At 68.4% G+C, this 23611-nt stretch carries 19 protein-coding genes; 8 read left to right on the plus strand and 11 right to left on the minus strand.

Annotation, left to right across the window (positions count from 1 at the left end):
• Positions 1-52: 52 nt before the first annotated feature.
• Positions 53-1996, minus strand: a complete 1944-nt coding sequence (locus I8J34_RS04615) for a carotenoid biosynthesis protein (protein ID WP_214360212.1) — start codon at positions 1994-1996, stop codon at positions 53-55.
• 50 nt (positions 1997-2046) lie between these two features.
• On the minus strand, positions 2047-4137 hold the full coding sequence (locus I8J34_RS04620; RefSeq protein ID WP_214360213.1) for a TonB-dependent receptor plug domain-containing protein: 2091 nt from the start codon (positions 4135-4137) through the stop codon (positions 2047-2049).
• Positions 4138-4337: 200 nt separating this feature from the next.
• On the opposite strand from I8J34_RS04620, the gene I8J34_RS04625 reads away from it, so the two are divergent.
• From I8J34_RS04625 to I8J34_RS04645, 5 genes are all read left to right on the plus strand, one after another.
• Positions 4338-5066 (plus strand): SDR family oxidoreductase, encoded by a 729-nt coding sequence (locus I8J34_RS04625; protein ID WP_214360214.1) that lies wholly within the window; start codon positions 4338-4340, stop codon positions 5064-5066.
• Between the two features lie 133 nt (positions 5067-5199).
• Entirely contained in the window at positions 5200-6387 is a 1188-nt protein-coding gene (locus I8J34_RS04630; RefSeq protein ID WP_214360215.1) for an efflux RND transporter periplasmic adaptor subunit, read from the plus strand.
• 5 nt (positions 6388-6392) lie between these two features.
• A complete protein-coding gene (locus I8J34_RS04635; RefSeq protein ID WP_214360216.1) occupies positions 6393-8369 on the plus strand; it encodes a MacB family efflux pump subunit in 1977 nt (658 codons plus the stop codon).
• Positions 8370-8371: 2 nt separating this feature from the next.
• Positions 8372-9751, plus strand: coding sequence for an efflux transporter outer membrane subunit (locus tag I8J34_RS04640; protein ID WP_230411705.1), 1380 nt, complete (start codon positions 8372-8374; stop codon positions 9749-9751).
• Positions 9748-10848, plus strand: coding sequence for an alpha-hydroxy acid oxidase (locus tag I8J34_RS04645; RefSeq protein ID WP_214360218.1), 1101 nt, complete (start codon positions 9748-9750; stop codon positions 10846-10848). Before I8J34_RS04640 ends, I8J34_RS04645 begins: the two co-directional genes overlap by 4 nt.
• 42 nt (positions 10849-10890) lie before the next feature.
• Here the strand turns inward: I8J34_RS04645 and I8J34_RS04650 are convergent, their stop codons facing one another.
• The 5 genes from I8J34_RS04650 to I8J34_RS24810 all read right to left on the minus strand — a co-directional run bounded on the left by I8J34_RS04650 (position 10891) and on the right by I8J34_RS24810 (position 16814).
• Positions 10891-12141, minus strand: coding sequence for a PepSY-associated TM helix domain-containing protein (locus I8J34_RS04650; RefSeq protein WP_214360219.1), 1251 nt, complete (start codon positions 12139-12141; stop codon positions 10891-10893).
• A 1-nt stretch (position 12142) separates the two neighbouring features.
• Positions 12143-14500 carry a TonB-dependent siderophore receptor gene (locus I8J34_RS04655; RefSeq protein ID WP_214360220.1) on the minus strand — a complete coding sequence of 786 codons (2358 nt, stop codon included), beginning with the start codon at positions 14498-14500 and terminating at the stop codon, positions 12143-12145.
• A 237-nt stretch (positions 14501-14737) separates the two neighbouring features.
• The gene (locus tag I8J34_RS04660; protein ID WP_214360221.1) at positions 14738-15868 is read right to left on the minus strand and encodes a FecR family protein; all 1131 of its coding nucleotides are present in this window, start codon (positions 15866-15868) and stop codon (positions 14738-14740) included.
• A gap of 72 nt (positions 15869-15940) precedes the next feature.
• Positions 15941-16459, minus strand: a complete 519-nt coding sequence (locus I8J34_RS04665; protein WP_214360222.1) for a sigma-70 family RNA polymerase sigma factor — start codon at positions 16457-16459, stop codon at positions 15941-15943.
• Positions 16460-16688: 229 nt separating this feature from the next.
• Positions 16689-16814, minus strand: coding sequence for a hypothetical protein (locus I8J34_RS24810; protein ID WP_255553113.1), 126 nt, complete (start codon positions 16812-16814; stop codon positions 16689-16691).
• Between I8J34_RS24810 and I8J34_RS24605 the strand changes: the two genes are divergently transcribed.
• Together I8J34_RS24605 and I8J34_RS04675 are read left to right on the plus strand one after the other, a co-directional pair.
• On the plus strand, positions 16815-16907 hold the full coding sequence (locus tag I8J34_RS24605) for an alpha-hydroxy-acid oxidizing protein (RefSeq protein ID WP_230411706.1): 93 nt from the start codon (positions 16815-16817) through the stop codon (positions 16905-16907).
• Between the two features lie 235 nt (positions 16908-17142).
• A complete protein-coding gene (locus I8J34_RS04675; protein WP_214360223.1) occupies positions 17143-17472 on the plus strand; it encodes a contact-dependent growth inhibition system immunity protein in 330 nt (109 codons plus the stop codon).
• Between the two features lie 45 nt (positions 17473-17517).
• On the opposite strand, the gene I8J34_RS04680 is transcribed toward I8J34_RS04675, so the two are convergent.
• Positions 17518-17880: a DUF2195 family protein gene (locus I8J34_RS04680; protein ID WP_214360224.1), complete on the minus strand. Its 363-nt coding sequence runs from the start codon at positions 17878-17880 to the stop codon at positions 17518-17520.
• Between the two features lie 10 nt (positions 17881-17890).
• A complete protein-coding gene (locus tag I8J34_RS04685) occupies positions 17891-18409 on the minus strand; it encodes a L,D-transpeptidase family protein (RefSeq protein ID WP_214360225.1) in 519 nt (172 codons plus the stop codon).
• Between the two features lie 105 nt (positions 18410-18514).
• Here I8J34_RS04685 and I8J34_RS24815 point away from each other — a divergent pair, with 105 nt between their 5' ends.
• Positions 18515-18646 carry a hypothetical protein gene (locus tag I8J34_RS24815; RefSeq protein WP_255553114.1) on the plus strand — a complete coding sequence of 44 codons (132 nt, stop codon included), beginning with the start codon at positions 18515-18517 and terminating at the stop codon, positions 18644-18646.
• Between the two features lie 78 nt (positions 18647-18724).
• Here the strand turns inward: I8J34_RS24815 and cphA are convergent, their stop codons facing one another.
• Positions 18725-21295 (minus strand): cyanophycin synthetase, encoded by a 2571-nt coding sequence (gene cphA, locus I8J34_RS04690; protein WP_214360226.1) that lies wholly within the window; start codon positions 21293-21295, stop codon positions 18725-18727.
• A 13-nt stretch (positions 21296-21308) separates the two neighbouring features.
• The gene (locus I8J34_RS04695) at positions 21309-23468 is read right to left on the minus strand and encodes a cyanophycin synthetase (RefSeq protein WP_214360227.1); all 2160 of its coding nucleotides are present in this window, start codon (positions 23466-23468) and stop codon (positions 21309-21311) included.
• Positions 23469-23611 lie beyond the last annotated feature (143 nt).

Genomic DNA, 23611 nt, shown 5'->3' on the forward strand with positions numbered 1-23611 from the left:
GCCTGTTCATGCTTCCCGTCTCACTTCGCCCCGGCCCGCGCGGCCGGGGGCCCTAAAACGCCAGTGTGCCTTCGACGCCGCGGCAGAATCCGTTGAGCTCGACATAGGCCTTGCCCGGGCTGGCACCGCCGACCGAGGCGGCCCCCTCCCAATATTCCGGACCCGGCCAAAAACCGTGTTTGGCGCGCAGTTCCTGGTCGCGCACCATCGGCTGGACCTCGAAGGTTTCGCCCTCGACGATAACACGCCAGCCCGACGGATAGATGCACCCGGTATGCGGGCTCTTCCACTTTCCGAGCACCTCGACCTGGAACTGATGCCCGGCCAGCGCGCGGGTGTTGCCGTCGGCATCGGTGATCGACCCGGCGCGCTCGACCTGGTTGGATTTGCCGAGGATGTCGTAGAGCATGATCTGGCGGTTGTCCGCCAGCTCGATGGCGAACCACTGCCAGCCCTTGACGATGGCCTGGTAGAGCTCGCCGTATTGGCGGTCGTACCAGCTGGTGCCCTTGACGTGATAGGTCTTGCCATCGACGGTGATGGTGCCGCGGGTCTTCATCTGCACCCGCGAGTAGTAGTAGGTGTAGCCGCCGAAGCGATAGGGGTGGGCATCGCCGCCGTAGTGCAGCACCGGCGCCTTGCTGGCTTCGAGCTCCAGATCGAGCACATAGCCGCCGACCTCGCTGTGCAGCCGATCGAACTGGCTGTCGCCCACCGCCCGGATGATGTCGCCCGGCCCGGCTTTCAGGTCGAAGCGCTTGCTCGTGCGTTGCGGCAGGTGAAAGGCCAGGTGTTCGTCGAACTTGAAGGTGTCGGCCTCCACATCGGTGATCGCCACCTGGGTGAGCTGGTCGCGCATCACCAGGAAGCTGTCGAAGCTGAAGAACACCACTTCGAAGCCGAACTTGCGCCCCTCCTCCGTTTCCAGATGGCCGGTCCAGTACCACCACTGCACATCCTGGCTGGGCAGGAAGGCATCGTCGCCGGGCAGATTCACCGGCCCGATCAGCCCCTTGTCGGGCGTGGCCGCGGTGAGGCCGACACCGGCCACCGCACCGACGAACAGCATCGCCAGCATGCGCTTGCGCGACACCGACGAGGCCACCGGATGCGCCGCCGCCCGCGATGCCATGCCCAAGGCGGAACGATACGGCCACAGGAAACCGGCCATGCCAAGCAGCGTGAAGGCCGGCAGCACCAGCACCAGTTCAGGCGCATGCCGATGCAGGGGCGTGCCGAAGAGGATCGCCAGCGAGGCACAGAACAGGAACAGCGGCGCCGCCAGCGTCCACCCGCTGAGCGTGTTGTCGCCGCGCAGACGGGCCAGCTGCGACAGGACGATGAGCAGCCACAGGCCGAAGAACATCGCCACCAGCGTCTCCGGATCGACGATGGCACGACTTTCCAGCCACAGGTAACCGAGCATCGTGCCGACGAAGATACCGAAGGCCGGCGCGATCGCCAGCCACGGCGCAAGCGCCGGGAACACGCCGCGCTTCGGGCCGAAACGCGTCACCAGCTCGAAGCACGCCGTGTAGGACGCCACGATGACGAACCAGCCCACATAGTTGGTCCACGGAATGCCGAACCATGCGCCGGGCTCGGCCCACACCCAGAAGCCCAACGAAACGAAGGCCGGGTCCGAGACGAAATCGATCGACGTGGCCAGCAAGCCCGCCACCACCGGCGCCCAGCGCGCCGGCACGGCCAGCGAGCGGACCGTGGCCAGCACCGCGTAGATGATCGTCCCCCAGCTGAGCACCACCCCCAGCGGCACCGGCCCGGGCAGGGCGAGCAACGCTTCGGTGTAGTAATACGGTGGCACCGCTTTCGAGACCTGCGAATACTCGATCACGAAACCGAACACGATGGCCGCAGGGATGACCCAGAACAACGCACGCTGCTTGCGCCAGGCATGGACCAACAAGGCCGCGGTGAGCAGATAGTTGAGGGTTTGCAGCAGGACGAAGCCGGCCGATGGATTCAAAGAGTGCATGTCGGACTTCCGGTGATCGGCTGACGCCGGGAGTGGAAAGGAACGCCGGCTTACATGGCGTAGGACACTTGCAGCCAGCCGGCACGGCCGGGCTGCGGATAGTCGTTGGCATAGGAGCGGATCGTCTGTCCCGCCAGATCGAGCGTGTTGAAGGCCGGGTAGCGCACTTCGCGATCGAACACGTTGCTCACGCCGATGCGCAACGTCAGCCCCTTGACACCCAGGTTGCCGAAGCTGGCGGCCAGATCGACGGTCTCGTAGCCCGACAGTTTCTCGCGCGGGTCGCTCGCTTCCCGGCCCCGCTCGCCCACATGGCGCAGCCACATCGCGTAGGTCTGCGTGGAGCGCGGCTCGTAGCGCAGCACCAGGTTGGCCAGCCGGTTGGCCGCCCCGGCCACCGTGCCGCCGCCGGCCTGTTCGGTATCCGTGACCGTCAGGTTGGCCTCGATCCGGAAGTGCGGCCCGAAGCGCTGCTGGATCTCGCCCTCGGCGCCTTTGACCCGCACCGTGTCGGCATTGCCGTAGCCAAGAATGCCGTTGTTCACGATGAGGTTGCTCAGGCGCGAGCGGAAGGCGGTGAGATGCACCTCGGTCTCGGCCGACTTGAACACATAGCCCAGCTCCGCGGTGCGGATCGTCTCGGGCTTCAGATCCGGGGCGAAGCCGGTCTCGTAGAAGGTGGGCGGGCGGAAGGCTTCGGCGTACTGTGCCTTGAGGATGTGACTGCGGTCGAGGCGCCACACCGCGGCCAGGCGGGGCGAGGTGTTACTGCCGAAATCGTCGTAGTCGTCGTAGCGTGCGCCGGCGGTCAGGGTCACATCCTCGGAGAGGCGGTATTCGTCCTGCAGCGTGAAACTGGCAATGCGCCGCGAGCGATGCTCCGACGGCCAGGGGATGCCGTCTTCCTTGAAAAAGCGCTGCGTCGGGGTCGGATTGTTGGTCGCCGGATCGACGTTGTTCTCCTGCCACGAATCGCCCACCGAAATGCGCGCCAGCCCCAGGCTCGCCAGCCAGCGATGCCCTTCCCAGCCGTCCCAATGCACGTCCAGGTCGGCCGACAGGCGCTGCTCTTCGTAGTAGCCCTTGGAGAGGTAGCCGCCGGGCAACTGCGTCAGCGCCGGCGTCTTGTTGAACCAGAAGAATCCGTCCGGCAGCAGGCGCGTGTTGTAGCGGTTCTCGTAGTACTGCCAACCGAGTGCCAGCTCGGTCCTCAGGTGCTCGGTCAACGCCCAGCTCCCCTTGCCGCTGGCCATCAGGTAGCGGTTGCGGTAGTCGATGCCCTGATCATTGTCGAGCACGTTGATGGTGCCGAAATGGTCGCCATGACCATCTTCCACATACACCAGCGACAGGGACAGCGCGTCGCGGTACAGATCCAACAGCACCGAGCGCTGCTCGACCTCGTCATCGATCCGGCCCGGCGCGTTCGACAGGGCCGACTGGGAGGCGTTGAACCCGTTGTAGAGCGCGTCCTGGCCGGCATTCGTACCGGCCGCGCCATGCCAGCCGCCCACGTTGATACTGCCGCCGCCGCGCCCGTCCTCGCTGCGCCAGTGGGCGAAGCCGCCGGCCGCATACACCTCGGACTCACCGGCATGCAAGAACACTTCGCGGCCCTGCTTGCGGGTGATCACGTTCAGCACGCCGGCATAGGCGAACTCGCCATGCACCGCCGAGCCCGGCCCGCGCACCACCTCGATATGGTCGACCTGCGCGATCGACAGGTTCAGCACCGGGTTGGCCGAGGCCGACAGGGCCGAGTTCATCGCCCGGCCATTGAGCAAAATCTTCATGTTGCCCGAGGCGAAACTGCCGCCGATGCCGCGCACCAGGATCTGGCGTGCGCCGATGGCGTCGGCCGACGGTTCGATGCCGGGCACCAGGCGCAGGGCGTCCCACACCGTGCGCGCCCCCAGGGCCTCCATCTCCTCGCCATGCAGCACCGTCACCAGGCCCGGCACATAATCCGCGTTGAGCTTGGTCTTGGTGGCGATCTCGGTCTGCTGCTCGAGCACCTCGAGCAAGCCCTGCAGTTCGGCCGCATCCTCGCCGTCCGATGCCGCCCAAGCCAACGCAGACATCCCGGCGACCCCGATCAACATCAACCCCGTCGCCCAGCGGCGGCGTCCCGTTTTCGTCATTTTTTTTTCTCCCTGGCGCGGCGAGGGTACCGTGCGTAGTGCGCTTCGCCAACGAAATTTCATATCGACGAAAATTCCTACATCTTTATATATATCGGCTGCTGGCGGCGGCGCCCGCCCCCGCGGCCACATGCCGTGCTCGACGCCGACGCCCTGCCTTCGCTACGCTGGTGTCTGCGAGTCACCCGAAAGGAGTCCTCATGAAAGCCCTCCTCACCGGCACCAGCCGCGGCCTGGGCGCCGCGATTGCCGCCAATCTGCTCGACCGGGGCGCCAGCGTGCTCGGTCTGGCGCGGCATGAGAATGCCGCGCTGGGCGAGCGTTTCGGCAAGCATTTCAGTCAGGTGGCGATCGACCTGTCCGACACCGACGCCCTGGCGCGCTGGCTGGCGGGCGACGCCCTGAGCCGCTTCATCGGCGATGCGGACGACGTGCTGCTGATCAACAACGCCGGCACCGTCGCCCCGGTCGGCCCGCCCGGCCACCAGGGCGCCAGGGCGGTGGCGCAGGCGGTCGCCCTCAATGTCGCCGCACCGCTGATGCTGGCCGACGCCTTCATCACCGCCACCGCGCGTGCCCGCGACCGGCGCATCCTGCACATCTCCAGCGGCGCGGCCCGTTCGGCCTACGCCGGCTGGAGCGTGTATTGCGCCACCAAGGCGGCGCTCGACCACCATGCCCGCGCGGTGGCCGAAGACGCCCTGCCGCGCCTGCGCATCTGCAGCTTGGCGCCTGGCGTGATCGACACCGACATGCAGCAGCAGGTGCGCATCAGCGACAAAGCGCTCTTTCCGGCGCGGCCGCGCTTCGAAGCGCTCAAGCGCGAGGGCGCACTGGTGGCGCCGGCGGATTGTGCGGCGCGACTGGTCGATTTTCTCTTGTCGAGCGGCTTCGGCGCACAGCCGACGGCCGATCTGCGGGCCGCATGACGCCGGTCGCTTGACCGCGGCGGACGGCCTCTGATCAAATGCGAACCGTTTTCGTTTACTCCCTCCGCCCCGGCCGACACGCCCTGCCTCACCGACCGGCCGCCGCCTGCGCCCCCCTCCCATACCCCGCGCCATGACGCCAGACGCACCTCGCCCGTTTCGCCGCCGCCTGCTGGCCGCCGCCCTGCTGCTCGCCCTCGTGGCCGCCGGCCTCGCCGCCTGGGTGCACTTCTCCGCCGCACCGCCGGCCGCCGAGCGCTACCTGCTCGCCACCGTGCAGCGCGGTGAGCTGGAGGATGTGGTCACCGCCACCGGCACGCTGCAGCCGCGCGACCATGTGGATGTCGGCGCCCAGGTCTCCGGCCAGCTGCGCAAGATTCATGTCGAGGTCGGCGAACAGGTCGAGGCCGGTGCGCTGCTGGCCGAGATCGACCCCACCGTGTATCGCGCCCGTGTCGACGAGCGCCGCGCCCAGCTGCGCAGCCTGCGCGCCCAGCTCGACGACCGTGGCGCCCAGCTCGAACTGGCGCAGCTGCAGGCGCGCCGCCAGAAGAACCTGATCGCCGCCGACGCCACCACCACCGAGGCGGTGCAGGCGGCCGAGGCCACGCTGCGCTCGGCGCGCGCGCAGATCGAGGCGCTGCGTGCGCAGATCGCGCAGAGCGAATCGAGCCTGCGCGCCGACGAGGCCAACCTCGACTACGCGCGCATCTACGCACCGATGGCCGGCACGGTGGTATCGATCACCGCGCGCCAGGGCCAGACGCTCAACACCAACCAGTCGGCGCCGGTGATTCTGCGCATCGCCGACCTGTCGACGATGACCGTGCAGACCCAGGTCTCCGAGGCCGACATCGGCCGCCTGCGGCCGGGCATGGCCACTTACTTCACCACCCTGGGCGATGCGCGCCGGCGCTGGCCGGGCACGCTCGAAAAGATCGAGCCGACGCCCACGGTGACCAACAACGTGGTGCTCTACAACGCGCTGTTCGACGTGCCCAACCCCGAGCACGCGCTGATGACGCAGATGACCGCGCAGGTGTTCTTCATCACCGCGCAGGCGCGCGATGCGCTGCTGGTGCCGATGGGCGCGGTGCGCTTCGCCGGCCGGCGCGGCACCGCCACCGGCGAAGGGCGGCGCGCCATGGTGCAGGTGGTGGCGGCGGACGGCAGCCTGGTCGAGCGCGAAGTGACCATCGGCACCACCAATCGCATCCAGGCGCAGGTGCTGTCCGGCCTCGAAGCCGGCGAGCAGGTGGTCGCCGGGCTGCGCGACGGCACGGCAGACGACACGCGCCGCCGCCCGCTGCGCGGCCTGTGACGACGATGAAGCGCGACGCGGCGCCCTCCCTCGCGGCCACGCCGACGCCGCCCGCCGTGCCGCTGATCGCGCTGGCCGGCGTCACCAAGACCTACCGCAACGGCGAGCTGGCGGTCGAGGTGCTGCACGGCATCGACCTGACCATCCACGCCGGCGAGTTCGTCGCCATCATGGGCGCCTCGGGCTCGGGCAAGTCCACCCTGATGCACCTGCTCGGCTGCCTGGACCGCCCCAGCAGCGGGCGCTACCGCTTCCTCGGCCATGACGTCGCCACGCTCGACGCCGACCAGCTGGCCGCGCTGCGCCGCGAGGCCTTCGGCTTCGTGTTTCAGGGCTACCACCTGATCGCCGGCGCCAGCGCACGCGAGAATGTCGAGGTGCCGGCGGTCTATGCCGGCATGCCGACCGCCGAACGCCACCGCCGCGCCGGTGAGCTGCTCGACGCGCTCGGCCTGGGCGACCGCCTCGACCATCGCCCCAACCAGCTCTCCGGCGGCCAGCAGCAGCGCGTGTCGATCGCCCGCGCGCTGATGAACGGCGGGCGCGTGATCCTCGCCGACGAGCCCACCGGCGCGCTCGACACCGCCAGCGGCGCCGCGGTGATGCGCCAGCTCGCCGAGCTGTCCGCCGCCGGCCACACGGTGATCCTCATCACCCACGCGCCCGAGGTGGCCGCGGTGGCCGAGCGCTGCATCGAGATCCGCGACGGGCGCATCGTCGCCGACCCCGGCCCGCAGCCGCCCGCCGCGCCGCCGCCGGCCTTCGTGCTGCGCCCCGACCATGTCTCGCATGTCGCCGACCTGATCGAGGCCACCCGCACCGCGCTGCGCTCGCTGCGCGCCAACGTGTTCCGCGCCGTCCTCACCCTGCTGGGCATCGTCATCGGCGTCGCCTCGGTGATCGCCATGCTGGCGATCGGCGACGGCGCGCGCCAGGAGGTCATCGACCGCATCTCCGCGATGGGCAGCGACCTGCTCTCGGTGCGCCCCGGCGCGCCCAACCAGCGCGGCCGCGCGGGCATCACCACCCTGGTGCCAGCCGACGCCGAGGCCATCGCCGAGCTGCCCAACGTGCGCGCCGCGGTGCCCGAGCAGAACGCGGCGATCACGCTGCGCTTCGGCGCCAACGACCACCGCACCGACGCCAACGCCACCAGCGCCGACTACATCGTCGCCCGCCACTGGCCGCTGGCCAGCGGCACCTTCTTCTCCGCCGAGGACGAGCAGCGCTACGCCAGCGTGGCGGTGCTCGGGCGCACCGTCGCGCGCGCGCTGTTCCCCGACGGGCGCGACCCGGTCGGCCAATACGTGCTGGCCGACAACATCCTCTTCCAGGTGATCGGCGTGATGGCCCCGAAGGGCGCCACCAGCTGGGGGCGCGACCAGGACGACGTGATCTTCGTGCCCTATTCCACCGGCAGCATGCGCCTGTTCGGCCAGCGCCACCTGCGCAACATCACCGTAGCGGTCGAGGATGTGGCGCACATCGACGACACCCAGGCCGCGGTCGAGGCGCTGCTGCTCGAACGCCACGGGGTGGTCGATTTCCAGATCCGCAACATGGCCTCGATCATCGAGACCGCCGCCGAGACCCAGAACACGCTCACCGTGCTGCTCGGCTCCATCGCCGCCATCTCGCTGCTGGTCGGCGGCATCGGGGTGATGAACATCATGCTAGTGTCGGTCACCGAGCGCACCCGCGAGATCGGCATCCGCATGGCCACCGGCGCGCGTATGCGCAACATCCTGCAGCAGTTCCTCATCGAGGCGGTGGTGATCTCCGCACTCGGCGGCGCGCTGGGCGTGGCGATCGGCCTCGGCGTGGCGGCGATCATCGGTGCGCTGGGCACCCCGGTGGCCTACTCGCCGGCCCCGGTGCTGCTCGCCTTCGGTTGCGCCTTCGCCACCGGCCTGGTCTTCGGCTACCTGCCGGCACGCAAGGCCGCGCGCCTCGACCCTGTCGTGGCGCTGGCCTCGGAATGATCATGCGACCGCTGTCCGCCCTCCTCCTGCCCCTGAGCCTCGCCGCCTGTGCGCTCACGCCACCGCCGGCGCCGCCGTCGATCGACATGCCCGCCGCGTGGTCGGCACCGACACCCGCCGGCGCACCGGTCGCCGACCCCTGGCCGGCCTTCGGCTCGCCGCATCTGGCGCAACTCATCGACGAAGCCCTCGCCGCCAGCCCGGATGTCGGCATCGGCGCGGCGCGCGTGCGCCAGGCCGAGGCCGCGCTGCGCAGCGCCGGCGCTTCGCGCTACCCCACCGTGGACCTCGACGCCGGCACCGACGCGCGGCGCAGCGACGGCGTCGAGCGCCGCAGCACCCGCGCCTCGCTGGGCATGGGCGTCGAGCTCGACCTGTGGGGCCGCATCGCCGCCGGGGTCAGCGGCGCCGAGGCCGGCCTCGCGGCCAGCCGCCACGACCTGGTCGCCCTGCGCCTGAGCCTCGCCGCCGGCGTCGCCGGCAGCTATGTCGACGCGCTGGCGCTGCGCGCGCGCCTGGCCATCGCGCGCGACAACCTGGCCATCGCCGAGCGCCTGCTGGCCATCGTCGAGGCGCGCTACCGCAACGGCGCCGCCTCGGCGCTCGACCTCGCCCGCCAGCGCGCCACCGTGCTGGCGCGGCGGGCGGCGATCCTGCCGCTCGAAGAGCAGCTGGTGCAGACCCGCTCGGCGCTCGCCCTGCTGCTCGGCCGACCACCGCAGGGCTTCGCCCTCGGCGACGAGGCGCTGGACACACTGACGGTGCCCGAGGTCGCCCCCGGCCTGCCAGCCGAGCTGCTGCTGCGCCGCCCCGACCTGGCCGCCGCCGAGGCACGCCTCGCCGCCGCCTCGGCCGACGTCACCGCCGCGCGCGCCGCGCTGCTGCCCGCCTTGCGCCTGACCGCCGCCGGCGGGCTGGCCAGCGAGGCCCTGCTCGCCTTCACCAACCCGAGCCGCAGCGCCAGCCTGGGCGCCGCGCTGGCCCAGCGCCTGTTCGACGGCGGCGCGCGCGCGGCCGCCATCGACAGCGCCGAGGCGCGGCGCGAAGAGCAGATCGCACGCTACCGCCAGACGGTGCTCGCCGCGCTCAAGGAAGTCGAAGACGCGCTCGGCAACGTCGCGCTCGGCGCCCGCCAGCAAACGGCCGCGCAGGCCATCGTCGCCGAGTCGCGCCGCGCCCTGGCGCTTGCCGAGCTGCGCTACCGCGAGGGCGCCGACCCCCTGAGCGAGGTGCTCGACGCCCAGCGCACCCTGTTCGACGCCAAAGACCAGCTCGCCGGTTTCCGCCGCGACCGCCTCACCGCCGCCATCGCGCTGAGCCTCGCGCTGGGCGGCGGCTGGCAGTCACCCACCGATCCGATCGCCCACGAGCCCGCCCGATGACCCACCGCCCGCCGCCCCTCGAGCGCATCCCACGCGAGATCGCCGCCGTCACCGACTACGAAGCCTTCGCCCGCGAGCGCCTCGACGACAACGCCTGGGCCTACCTCAACGGCGCCGCCGCCGACGAGTTGAGCGCGCGCTGGAACCGCGAGGCCTTCGAGCGCCTGCGCCTGGAATCGCGCGTGCTCGCCGAGGTGGCCGGCGGTCACACCCGGCTGGAACTCTTCGGCCAGCCCTTCGCCCACCCGGTGATGCTCGCCCCGCTCGCCTACCAGCGCCTCGCTCACCCGCACGGCGAGCTGGCCAGCGCGATGGCCGCCAGCGCCATGGCCGCCGGCATGGTGGTGAGCACGCTGGCCAGCGCGAGCCTGGAAGAGATCGCCGCCGCCAGCGAGGCGCCGCTGTGGTTTCAGCTCTATGTGCAGCCCGACCCCGGCGCCAACCGCGCGCTGATCGAACGCGCCGAGGCGGCCGGCTACCGCGCGCTGGTGATCACCGTGGACGCGCCGATCAACGGCGTGCGCAACCGCGAGCAACGCGCCGGCTTTCATCTGCCGGCCGGTGTCGAGGCGGTCAACCTGCACGGCCTGCCCACCCCCGCGCCGCGCGAACTGGCGCCCGACGCCAGCATCGTGTTCGATGGCCTGATGGCACGCGCCCCCACCTGGCGCGACATCGCCCGGCTGCGCGAGCACACCCGCCTGCCGGTGCTGCTCAAGGGCGTGATGAGCGTCGCCGACGCGCGCCAGGCGCAGGCGATCGGCATCGACGGGCTGATCGTCTCCAACCACGGCGGGCGCGTGCTCGACACCCTACCGGCCAGCCTCGACGCCCTGCCGCCGATCGCCGAGGCGGTCGGCAACGCCATGCCCCTGCTGCTCGACGGCGGCATCCGCCGCGGCACCGACGTGTTCAAGGCGCTCGCCCTGGGCGCCCGCGCCGTGCTGATCGGCCGCCCCTACGCCTACGCCCTGGCCGCCGCCGGCGCGCTGGGCGTGGCCCACGTGCTCAAGCTGCTGCGCGAGGAGCTGGAAGTGGCGATGGCACTGACCGGCTGCGCCACCCTGGCCGACATCGACCGCTCGCGGCTGGCCTGAGCCACCCAGCGCAGCGTCCGTTTGGAAAACCGGGCGATCGCCTCAATTCGCCGGTGTATCGGTGACGGGCCGGAGGGTCTTCCGGCTTGCCGACAGCAAACGCCCGTTCCGCTTCTTCCACCACACATACACACCGGTCAGCGACAGCATGGCGACGACGAGTCCGAGCGCAGTGACGAAGAGCCGGTAAGGCAAGCCCCAGATCTGCGCCCGGTGCAGCGACGTGAGCCAAGTCGTGATCGTATCGCCGGCCGCTTTGCCGGTCGGCAGATAGGAGAGCAAGCGGTCGCCGCTTTCGGCGTCGAACAGCACTTGGGTGCTGCCTTCCGCACGGATGTCGAGGCTGCTGGTGACCCGGTAGCGGTAGCTGGCAGAGGCCGGCTGATACTGCAGGCTCTCGGCACGAATCACCTCGAACCCCTCCCGGACGGCCATCGCCGCCATGTGTCGCTCGCCGATCGCCAGGGCCGCCGTCCAGTCGAGGCGGGGCGTCGTCGATTCGGAACGACGCGGCGCAAGCGCTTCAGGGAGCGGCTGAAAGACAAAGGCTTGCTGCATGGCAGGCAGATAGACCTCGCGCCCGAGATTGAAGGCGACCCCACTCCAGGCGAAGACCAACAGCATCGCCCATGTCCAGAGGCCGCCGGCCCGGTGCAAGTCGTAGTTGAGTTTGTAGACGCCGCCTCGCAAGCGCAGCTGCCAGGCCCGCCACCAACGCGCCGGCCACGCACGATCAGGCCGGCGCCCTCCACGCGGCCGGGCGGGAAAGGTCAAGTAAGCGCCGTTGAAACAATCGATGGTCCACAACAAGGCCACGACACCCATCAGCCACACCCCCAGCCGGTCGAGGGCCAGGGCGTAATGCAGCCGATCGATGAACGGAATGAGATTGTGCCAGCCCTCTTGGATCGCCCCGCGACGGCGGGCGCCGAGAATGTTGCCGGTGTAGGGGTCGACGAAGACCTCGTCGACGGTGAGGGGGAGCGATGCTCCGTCTGCCGCCGTCGCACGGGCTTCGAGACCGAAGACAATTGAAGCCTGTGGTCGAATATGCAGATTCACGTCATTGACCGCAGCCTGGGGATAGGCCGCAGCGACCCGCTCTCGCAGCGCGAGCGGGTCGAGCGGGCGTGCCTCCGGACTCGGCGGATGGACCTTGAACCACCGCGGATTCAAGGTCGCATCGAGCTCGTGTTGCCACACCAGCAGCGCACCGCTCAGGCCCGCGACGGCGAGGAAGATCGCCAGCGCAAGACCGACATAGCGATGCAGCACGACGAGTCCGGCACGCATCTCAGAACGTGTACCTGAGCGCCAGCATCGCGCTGCGCGGCGCCCCCGGGTAGAGATAGTTGCCCTGGGTATCGTAGTAGGTCTTGTCGGTCACGTTCTTGATATGCAGCGCGAGATCGGTCTGGCGATCGATCTTCCAGTAGGCGGAGGCATCGATGCGCGTGTAGGCAGGGATCTGCCATGTGTTGGGCAGTTCCGCCTCGCGCTTGCCGACATAGAACGCGCCCACCCCGATACCCACGCCGGGCAAGCCCCGGAAATCGTGGCGAACCCACAGGCTGGCCTGGTTGCGCGGCGTGTTCAGCAGACGGTCACCGACCGGCAACGTCGTGTCCTGGGTCAGTTCGGCCTGCAGATGGGCATAGCTGCCGATCAGGCTCCAGCCGTCGCCGAGCTTGGCATTGAGATCGAACTCGATGCCACGCACGCGCTGCTCGCCGCTGAGGATCAACTGGTTGCTGTCGCTGGGATCGGTGGTTGCCACGTTTTCTTTGACGATCTGGAACAGCGTCACGCCTGCAATCACCGACTCGTCCAGCGAAGTGTATTTGTAGCCGGCTTCATATTGTTCGCCCCGTTCCGGTGTTGGGCTGGTGCCCGGTGCCAGCTGCGCATAGTTGGCAAATTGCGGAGTGAAACTACGGCCGTAGCTGGCAAAGATGCTGTGTTCGGGATTGAATTTGTAGAGCACGCCAAGACGCGGTGTCGTCTCCGACTTGTCCAGCGAGGTGTCGCTGTTCTGGTCGCGGGCGCGGTTGCGCTGCTCGTACCAGGTGTAGCGCAGGCCCGCGAGAATGCGCCAATGCTCGCCGAGCTCGATCAGGTCCTGCACGTACAGCGAACGGCTTTGCGTATCGATGTCGTAGCGGTCCTGCGGACCGCGCTCGCGCGGATACTGGCCGTAGACCGGATTGAAAATGTCGATCGGGTAGAACGGCGTGCCGCTCGCATTGAAGTTGCGCCGGAAATCGTACGATTGCGCCTTGTCGACCTGCTCGATGCCGGCCACCAGCGTATGGATGGTGCCGGCCAGGTGCAGGTCCCCGCGCAGCTCGGCAAAGACCGTCGTGTTCTCGTCGGTCTGCGGCATATAGACATACTGGCGGAACATGGTCTGGCCGGACAGTTGCCCGTTCTCGATGGAGTCCCGCACGCTGTCGGCGCGATACCAATTCACGCCGCCGCGAACCGACCATGCCGCGTCGAGACGATGGTTGAGCACGGCCGAGAGGTCGGTCTGTTCGAAATCGTAGCGGTTCTTCGGCTCGTCGAGGAAGCGGCTGCGCGGCAGCTTCAGCACGATCGGTCCGGCATCGTTGGTGAAGCCACGGTCGGCTGTATTCGTACTGTCGAGCCAGTAGCCGGACAACGCCAGGCGGGTATCCGGCTGGATGTCCCAGTCCAGCGTGGCGCCCAACGTGGCATGGCGGTTGTCGACATGATCGCGGAAACTGTCGGCCTGCTCGAAAGCACCGGTGAAGCGCATACGCACCGAGCGATCCTCCCCGGCCGTCGCCCCCACGTCAAATTCCGGACGCAGCAGATTGTCGCTGCCGACCGTCAGTTGCACGCTATTGACCGGGTTTCGCGACGGTCGCTTTGTCACGTAGTTGATGATGCCGCCCGGCTCCAGGTCACCGTAGGTCACCGACGCCGGCCCTTTGATGACTTCGACACGCTCCAGGTGCGCCGTGTCGGTAAAGGTGAAGTAGAAGTCGCGGCGAAAACCGTTCCACAGGCCGGTATCAGACAGGAAGCCGCGTACGCGATAGCTGTCGGTGAAACCGACATAGGCCGGATTGCGGGTAACGCCGCTGACGTTGCGCACGGCTTCGGCCGCACGGATCACGCCCTGATCCTCGATCACGGCCCGCGGAATGCTGACACCGGCCACCGGCAAATCCATCGGGTCGGCCGGCAGACGGGCGGCGGCATTGCTCGACGCGCCGGAGTAGCGGCTGATCGGCTCGCTGCCCGCCCGCACGATGACTTCGGCCAGCTGCACGTCCCGGTTCAGCCCGGCTGCGCCGGGCCGAGGCAGGATCACCACGCTGCTGCCGTCGATCCTGGCCGCCAGGCCGCTCCCCGCAAGCACTTGATCGAGCGCCTGGCGCACCGTCAGATCACCGGTGACGGCCGGGGCCTGTTTGCCCGTGAGCAAGTCGGGATTGACCAGAAGCTGAAGCCCCGCCTGCTTGGCCAGTTCGTTCAAGGCGGCGCCGAGCGGCTGGGCTTTCAAGGAAATGTCGACCGCCGCCGTACCTTGCTGTGCATGGAGCGGCGCGACGACGCCGATGGAAAACAACGCAAACGCCGTAGCCACCGCGAGCGGCTTCAGGCAAAGAGACGGTTGGCGCATCAACGAACCCTTAATGAGATTGATAAGTATTTCCAACCGTGAAGACGGATGACGCAACAGAGTGTTGAGGTGGGCGGTGCAAGAAGTGTTTGCCGGCCAAGCCGGCCGGCGCATGCGGGCACCGCTGCCGTCAGGCGAACTTGGCGCACCGGCGCTCGCGATGGAGCCGGCGCGGTCGTCCGAGCACCGGCCGGCACGGGCAATCGCCCCGGGGAACTGGAAGCCGCCCGCGAGCGGCTAACCTGCGCGGATGATCTCGACTTTGCCGCCGCTCCGGCGCAACCGCACGGGCAGTACCTCGGGCAAAGCCTTCAGGAAAGCGTCCAGCCGGCGCAGCTCAAAACTCCCGTGAACCCGCAGTCTGGCCACGACCGGATCGTCGATGACCACCCGCGTGTCGCCGTAGCGCTCGAACTCCGCCACGGCCTGAGCGAGCGTGGCTCCCGCGAAGCTGACGCGACCGAGCCGCCACGCCTCCGTCATGTCGACGGAACGATCCGCCAAGGCCACACGGCCGGCCGCATCGACGGTGGCCGACTCGCCCGCGCCGAGCACCAACACGTCGCCCTCCTCGCCGCGCACCGCCGCGTGTGCTTGGGCAACCCGGACCCGCCCTTCTTCGACGGCAACGCCGACACCGTGGTCGAGCACGCCGGAGGGCGTTCGCCGGACGGTAAAGCGGGTGCCCACCACGGTGACCTCCGTCGTCCCCGCATGAACATGGAAGGGGCGCCGGCTATCGGGGCTCACGCTGAAATGCGCCTGCCCTTCGTCCAGGCGAACCGTTCGACGATTGCGGTAGAGCACGACATCGGCCCGTGTGGCAGTGTCCAGCAAGATGGTGCTGCCGTCCGGCAGGGTAAATTGCTGCTGCATGCCGCGGTTCGTGGCCAGATGTTGCTGATATACCGGCTGCGCTTGCCACTCCTGCCACCCCATCCAGCCGCCGCCCAGGACGGCTAAAACCAGCGCCGCAGTCGCCAGTTGCGGCACGAACCGACCGATACCGAGAAAACCCGTGGGCTTGTTGGCGTGGCAGACAGCCGACGTCCGCGGGGAAACCGATGGCCGCGCCAATGCAGCCTTCAGGCTGTCGACCCTGTCCGGCGGGATCTCGTCCATCCGGCCCCAAGTCCCTTCGAGGTCCTGCAGCGCCTCGCCATGGACCGGGTCCGCCGCCAGCCAGGCGTCGAGTTCGGCCTGTTCTTCCGGACCGAGCCCGTCCTGTCGTCGCACCAGCCAACGGGCGGCGACCACCGTGGCGGCGTCTTGAGCGGCCAGGAACGCCGCCAGATCCCGCCCCTCATCTAACGCCTGCGAACTGGCAGCGACGCTCAAGGGGTTGTCGGTCGGGCGATGTGCGTTCATGGGCGGGTACGGGCGTGATGTCTTTGTAGACGAGCGAGACCATGGCATGTTGAGGTCACACACATGTAGGTGTCATTCGCCAGCCTGACCGACACCGCCCCGGTCGCGATGGCGATCGTCACAGGCCTTGCAGACCAGGACACCGCGCATGATGTGCTGCGCCACCATGTTGCGGGAAATCCCCATGCGATCGGCAATCTCCTGGTGCGATAGCCCATCGAAGCGATTGAGGATGAACGCCTCCCGGCACCGGGGCGGCAGGCTCTCGATGGCCTGAACCATCGCCCGGACATACTGAAGCGCCGCGTACTGCGCTTCGGGCTGCAAGTGGGTCGGCGCGTGCGGACCCTGGTCATCCCCGAGCGCATCGAGCGAGGCGAGGCCGCGGACGGCATCGTGGCGTGCCCGGTCGACGAGCAGATTCCGGGCCACCCGATAGAGCAGCGCTCTGGGATCGCCGATTACCGCCCCCGACTGCTGTAGCGCCAGGACCCGGATGTAGCTTTCCTGCGCCAAGTCCGATGCGGTATCGCTGTCATTGACCTTGCGGGTGAGGAAGTTTTTCAGCTCGCGGTAGTAGCGCTCGAACATGGGCCAGGGAGGAAGGCTGAAGAGATCACCGATGTGCCTCCTGGCGGCGGCTTGGCTACACGACCGGTAAATGCGATTGCTTCTCAATGCGCAGCATTCTAGCGCAGTTCCCCGCGGTTGAATCCACCGGACCGATCATGGCATGCGCCCCTGCGCACTCCCGATGCACCGGCGCCACGGGCATCACGGCAGCCTCCGCCGCAATGCCCGCGTCTGACACCGATTCACATCAGCGGGCGACCACCCGCTGACCGATGTGGACCAGCGCCGCGTCCACCTGATCGATGAGGATCAGGCACAGGTCGCCCTCGTCCAGGCAATCCTGGCTACCGTCGGCGCGCTGGGTGTCGCCCACGTGCTCAAGCTGCTGCGCGAGGAACTGGAAGTGACGATGGCGCTGACCGGTTGCGCCACCCTGGCCGACATCGACCGCTCGCGGCTGGCCTGAGCCACGGGGGCACAAAGCTCACCCTCGCTCGAATGCAGCGCAGGGAAATCCGGGAAATCGGAGGACCCCCGGATTCCTACCAGCGGCCTGCATCGGGTCGCACCAGCCACGGTGTCGCCCGCACCAGCGGGCAGCTCGCGCCCATGTCGACGGTGCGCACCGTGCTGCAGAAGAAGGCGATTGCCGGCAAGCTTTACTACATACTGACGGCGTTCCCGATCCCTTGAGTTTCCCGATGAGCGACACCTCATATCCCGCACTCGAACAGCTCTTGAGTGCGTACTTTCATCAGGACTGGTGCGATGACCACAACACCGAAGCCGACGTGCTTGCCGATTACCTGAAATCCACGTGGCGGGATGAAGTGATATGGACAATTGAGCAGATCGATCGGTATCTGCGCGACCATCCGACAAACCTTCTGGAGGCCTTTGAACGCGAGTTCACGCCGATGATTGCAACCGGCACGAACGACGATGAAGCGCAAGCGTGGCTGAGGCGCGCGCGGGATCAGCTCCAGTCCGACAAAGAGAGCGCACCGGTTCGTCCGGCGTCGCCCAGTTGAGATTGATGGGGCTACTGATCAATGACACCGGCCCCAATGATCCTCTCAACGCGGCCCGGCGCACATCAAACGCAAGGTTCTGGCATCACCATCGGCCCCCACGGCACCCAAATCAAACGCCTTCAATCCACCGGATTTCAGATTCACTTCGCCGCGATGGAGCAGGATCTGCCTGCCTCCCTGCAGAACCAGGCTGTGATACCCCGCCATGGCGGACACACAGCCGCAGGCCCCGATCGGTTGAATCACGGTGGCATCCGCATCAAGCCAGAGCGAACCGTGCTCGACACGCAAGCTCCTAGGGACGAGATCCACGCAGTCGGCCAAGCGATTATCCATGGCAGGCAACGGCATCACCGGGCCGTCAACAGCCGCGCATGCCGTTGAAAGAAAAACAGCACCGAGCAAACAGAAGGGCCTAAACACGCGTGCCCCCATTGGTCCGCCTACCTTCCGCGTACTTCACCCGCAGCAGGAAATAGCCTTTCGTCGCCCCCACGGAGCGCGCACGCAAGACAGGGAAAAACCCGGGCTCCACCTCGATGCAACCGTGGCTGTAGCCTTTGGTCGAGTCATGCAGATAAAAGCCCCCGCGGCGCGGTGAGCAGGCGTTTCGCGTCTCGGCATCGGCCGGCTCCAGTCGAACCCGGTTGCGCCCCCAGTTGGCCCAGTAGGGCTCGCAGTCGCCCGCATCGACACCGCGCGGAATCGACTGAACCCCCCAGGCCGGCGACAGGTTGCAGGTGCCGCTGCCGTCATCCTTGGCCACGCCCCGATCCGCCACATAGACCTTGTACAATCCCTGCGGCGTCGGCCCCGCATCCGGCACACAATCGTTCGTCGGCATCTGAAAACCCACCATGCCCGATGTCGCCTTGAACACCCCGGAGCCGGACCAGGTCAGACGTTGTCCGTCGAAACTCATGTCTGCGTGCATGCTTCTCTCCTCTTTGCCGCTTGTGCGTTGACCATCAGCGCGCAAAATAGCACATCAGCATAGTCGCAAGACAGCAAACATCGCAGATCCCATGGCGCGGAACGCATGATCCGCCTGATCGTCGTCTTTCTGATGCGGACGGTCGTCGTCCCGTTGGCCTTGCTGTGGGGGCTGTATCGAGTGACGATGGGCCTGCCGACGGTGGGCGCTGCGAGTTCGGGCCGGGTCGATCGATGACCTAAACCCCGGGGGGCATGCCGCCACGGGCATTGCGGCAGTCTTCGCCGCAATGCCCGCGTTTGATACCGATTCACATCAGCGGGCGACCACCCGCTGACCGATGTGAGCCAGCGCCGCGTCCACCTGATCGATGAGGATCAGGCACAGGTCGCCCTCGTCCAGGCGGTCGAGGGCGGTGTCGATGGCCAGGAACTCGCCGTAGATCTCGTCCACCCGGGCGGTGCGGCGCGCGTCGGCCAGCCCTTCGCGCAGCAGGCGCAGCACTTCGCCGTCGGCACGGCCGCGCTGGCAGGCGTCCTCGTAGAGGATCACGTCGTCGAAGGCGTCGCCGAGCTGGCGCGTCTGGGCGGTGATGTCTTCGTCGCGCCGGTCGCCGGCGCCGCTGATCACCACGCTGCGCCGCTTGCCGGGCATGGCTTCGACGGCCCGCACCAGCGCCGAGATGGCATCCGGGTTGTGGCCGTAGTCGGCGATCACGGTGGCACCGCGGTGGCGGAACAGGTTGAAACGCCCCGGCGCGGAGGCCGTGGTGCTCTCGAAGGTTTCCAGCGCACGGTCGATCACCGCCCAGTCGATGTCCAGCGACCACGCCGCTGCCATGACGGCCATGACGTTTTCGACCTGGAAGGCGATCGCGCCGCCCAGCGTCAGCGGCACCCGCGCCAGGGGGATGCGATGAATCACCTCGCCTTCGACCGCGCACAGATCGTCGCCCTCGCGCACCACCACCCGGCGCCCCAGCGCCCGGTGCAGGGCGGCGGCCGGCGCATCGGCCTGGCTGGCGAAGAACACCACTTTGCCGGGGCAGTGCACAGCCATCGCCACGGTGTGCGGATCGCAGGCATTGAGCACGGCGGTGCCGGTGGGCGCTACGTTCTGCACGACCACGCGCTTGAGCACCGACAGATCTTCGACCGAATTGATGTAGTTGAGCCCGAGGTGGTCGCCCACGCCGATGTTGGTGACGATGGCCACATCGCACATGTCGAAGCCCAGGCCCTCGCGCAGCATGCCGCCGCGCGCGCATTCGAGCACCGCGGCATCGACCTCGGGATGGCTGAGCACGTTGCGCGCGCTCTTCGGTCCGCTGCAGTCGCCGGTGTCGGTGCAGCGGCCGTTCACATGCACGCCCTCGGTGCCGGTGAAGCCGGTGCGGTAGCCGGCCTGCGTGAGCAGGTGGGCCATCAGGCGCACCGTGGTGGTCTTGCCGTTGGTGCCGGTGACGGCCACCACCGGAATGCGGCCGTTGTCGCCGTTGGTGTAGAGCATGTCGACCACCGCCTGACCCACGTCGCGCCCCTTGCCGTAACTGGGCGACAGGTGCATGCGCAGACCGGGCGCGGCATTGACTTCGACGATGCTGCCGCCCTGCGCTTCGAGCGGCTGGCCGACCGTCTCGCACACCACGTCGACACCGCAGATGTCGAGGCCGATCATCTGCGCGGCCTCGATGGCACGCGCCGCCACCTCGGGGTGGACATCGTCGGTCACGTCGGTGGCGGTGCCGCCGGTCGACAGGTTGGCATTGTTGCGCAACACCACGCGCGCCCCCTTGGGCGGCACGTCTTCCGGGGTGAAGCCCTGCAGCTTGAGACGGGCCACGGCGATCTCGTCGAAGCGGATCTTGGTCAGCGAGGTGGCATGGCCTTCGCCGCGGCGCGGATCGGCATTGACGATGTCGACCAGCTGGCGCACGGTGTGCTCGCCGTCGCCGATCACGTGCGGCGGCTCGCGCCGCGCAGCGGCAACCAGCGTGTTGCCCACCACCAGCAGGCGGAAGTCATGGCCCGGGCTGAAGCGCTCGACCATCACCTCGTCGCTGTAGTCGTGCGCGGCGTGATAGGCCACTTCGAGGTGGTCGCGGGTGAGGATGTTCACCGTCACGCCCTTGCCCTGGTTGCCGTCCTGCGGCTTGACCACCACCGCGTCGCCGATCTCGCACATCGCCGCCCAGGCGTCTTCGGCGTCCGTCACCGGCCGACCGTCGGGCGTGGGCACGCCGGCGGCGCGCAGCAGCTGCTTGGTCAGGTCCTTGTCCTGGGCGATCGACTCGGCGATGGCCGAGGTGGAATCGATCTCGGCCGCCTGGATGCGCCGCTGCTTGCTGCCCCAGCCGAACTGCACCAGCGAACCGTCGGTCAGCCGGCGGTAGGGGATGCCGCGCGCCACGGCGGCATGGACGATCGATGCGGTGCTCGGTCCGAGGCGGATGTCGGCATCGAGTTCATGCAGCTGCTGGACGATCGCGGCCAGATCGAAGGGCGCATCGGCCAGCGCCGCGGCGATCAGCTGCTCGGCGAAATCGACCGCCATGCGCCCCACGGCCTCTTCGGTGTATTCCACCACCACCTGGAACACCCCGCGATCCACGGTGGCGTTGCAGCGCACGAAGCTGACCGGGCAACCGGCCTCGGCCTGCAGGCCGAGGGTGGCGAAGCCCAGCACATGGGCCAGTGTGATGTCGCCTTGATGGCCGACCGGCCGCATCGCGCCGATGGTCGGGAAGCGTTCGCGCAGGCGCGCTTCGAAGCCGGGCAGATCGGCCAGTGCCAGCTCGGTGTCGGTGCAATGCACCAGGGCTTCGAAGCTGGTCAGCCGGCTCCACAGGTTGGGGCCGCGCAGGGCACGCAGACGGGTGATTTCCATGATTCACGAATCCTTAAAGGGCGCTGACGGGGGCGCGATAGGTATCGAGCGCGGCCTGGACGAGGTTGCCGGCCAAGCCGGCAGCCAGGGCTGCGGCGATGGCGGCGACGGCCCAGCGCGGATCGAGCCCGGCAATGCCCTGGGCCGTCCGGCGAGCGACGCTGGTCGACTCGCCGCCGCGCCCGAGCATGATCTCGTCGCCGTCGAGCCACACGGCGGCGCCGCCACCGGCCAGATGCTCGGCAATCAGCGGCGAATCGGGCCGCGCGCTGTAGAACCACACCGCGCCGTCGCTCAGCTCGGCCAGATCGGCCACCTGCGCGTCGTCGGCGTTGAGCACCGCGGCACCAGCAGCGAGCACCACGTCCACCTGGGTGCGCCAGACGTTGCGCAGATGCGTCTCGTCGGCGATGTGCCAGGCGGCCAGATCGGCCGGCGCCCCGGCGGTGGTCACCACCCCGACGGCGCAGCGATCATAGGCCAGGCCTTGGTCGAGGATCACCTCGGGGCCGTTTTCGATCACCGCGGTTTGCACGCAGCGGTTCATCAGCACCCGCCGGCCCGAATCCCAGCTGGCGCCCTTGCGTGTGGTGATCAGCCGCCCGCCCATCCACAGGCCGTCTTCGCAGGCCAGACCGACATAGCGGTGCTCGCTCTGCATCAGCCATGCCACCAGATGCGCGATTGCCGAGCGCCCCTCGGCGCCGCTGACGCCGATGACCGGCACACGGCCCGAATCGCCCTCGGGGAACAGATGCGCCACGATCGCCTCACCCACCGGCTGGGCCTCGCCCTCGGTGGGTTTCAGATGCATCAGCAAACCGGGGCCGGCATTGACCTCGACCACCGCACCGCCCTGCTCGCGCAGCGGCCGGTCGATGGCCGTGCACACCAGGTCGACCCCGGCGATGTCCAGCCCCACCACCTTGACCGCCAGCACCGCATCGGCCGCCACCTCGGGATGCACCCGCGCCGTCACGTCGGCCGCGTAGTTGGCATTGCGCTGGATCAGCACGCGACGACCGGCGGCGGGCACCGACTCGCCGCTCAAGCCCTGGCGTTCGAGTTCCAGCACCACGGTCGGGCAGTCCTTGAGCACGATGACGTCGAGCGGAAACATCTCTTCGCTGCCGCGCCGCGGATCGACGTTGATCTGCGCGTCGATCAGCGCTTCGACCGTGCTGACCCCATCGCCGACCACGCACACCGTCTCGCCGCGGCAGGCGGCGACCACGCGCCCGCCCACCACCAGCAGGCGGTATTCGTCACCGGGGATGTATTGCTCGACGATCACCTCGCTGCCCTCGCGGTCCGCCACGGCCCAGGCCGCCGCGACCGCCTCGCGCGAGTCGAGCGCCATCGACACGCCGCGCCCGTGGTTGGCATCGGTGGGCTTGACCACCACCGGCAGGCCGAGGTCCTCGGCGACCGACCACGCGGCCTCGGGCGAGGCGGCGATCTCGCCGGCCGGCACGGGCACGCCGCAGGCGGCGATCAGCTGTTTGGTGAGCACCTTGTCGCTGGCCACGCCTTCGGCGATGGCGCTGGTGCGGTCGGTCTCGGCCGTCCAGATGCGCCGCTGGCACACCCCGTAACCCATCTGGATCAGGTTGCCGCCGGTCAGGCGAACGGTCGGGATACGCCGCGCATAGGCGGCCTCGACGATGCAGCCGGTGCTCGGTCCGAGCGCGTGGCGGTCGACCACCGCGCGCAGTCCGGCCAGCGCGCCATCCAGATCGAAGGCCGTGTCGTCGATGGCCGCCTGCAGCAGCTCGACGCCGAGCGCCAGGCAGATGCGGCCGATAGCCTCGTTGCGGGAGCGGAAAGCCACTTTGTAGACGCCGCGCACGGGGGTCATGCGCGCCTTGCCGAAGCCTTCCGGCACGCCGACCATGCCGTGCAGTTCGATCACCACATGCTCGAGGATGTGCGCCGCCCAGGTGCCCTCGCGCAGGCGCTCGAGAAAGCCGCCGCGTTCGCCCACCCCGCATCGATGCTCGACCAGCCCGGGCAGCCGGGCGGTGAGGCGTTCGTAGAGACCGGGGATCAGGTTCGACGGCGCGTCTTCCAGATCATGGATGTCCACCCAGGCTTCGATCACCGGACGGTAGGTCCAGATGTTCGGGCCATCGAGGTAGCGCACGCGCAGCACTTGCAGGGTTCGTTGGGTCATCGCGAAAAAGGACCACCAAAGCGGAAATCGGACCCGTGCCCCCCGAGGGCAGCACGGTACAACCGGCGCGTATCATAGCGACCATGGCGGCCGATTCTACGGCAGCACCCCCCCTATCTTTTGTGAGGAATTGAAAGGAACGC

The sequence above is a fragment of the Denitromonas iodatirespirans genome (assembly GCF_018524365.1).
Lineage (GTDB): Bacteria > Pseudomonadota > Gammaproteobacteria > Burkholderiales > Rhodocyclaceae > Nitrogeniibacter > Nitrogeniibacter iodatirespirans.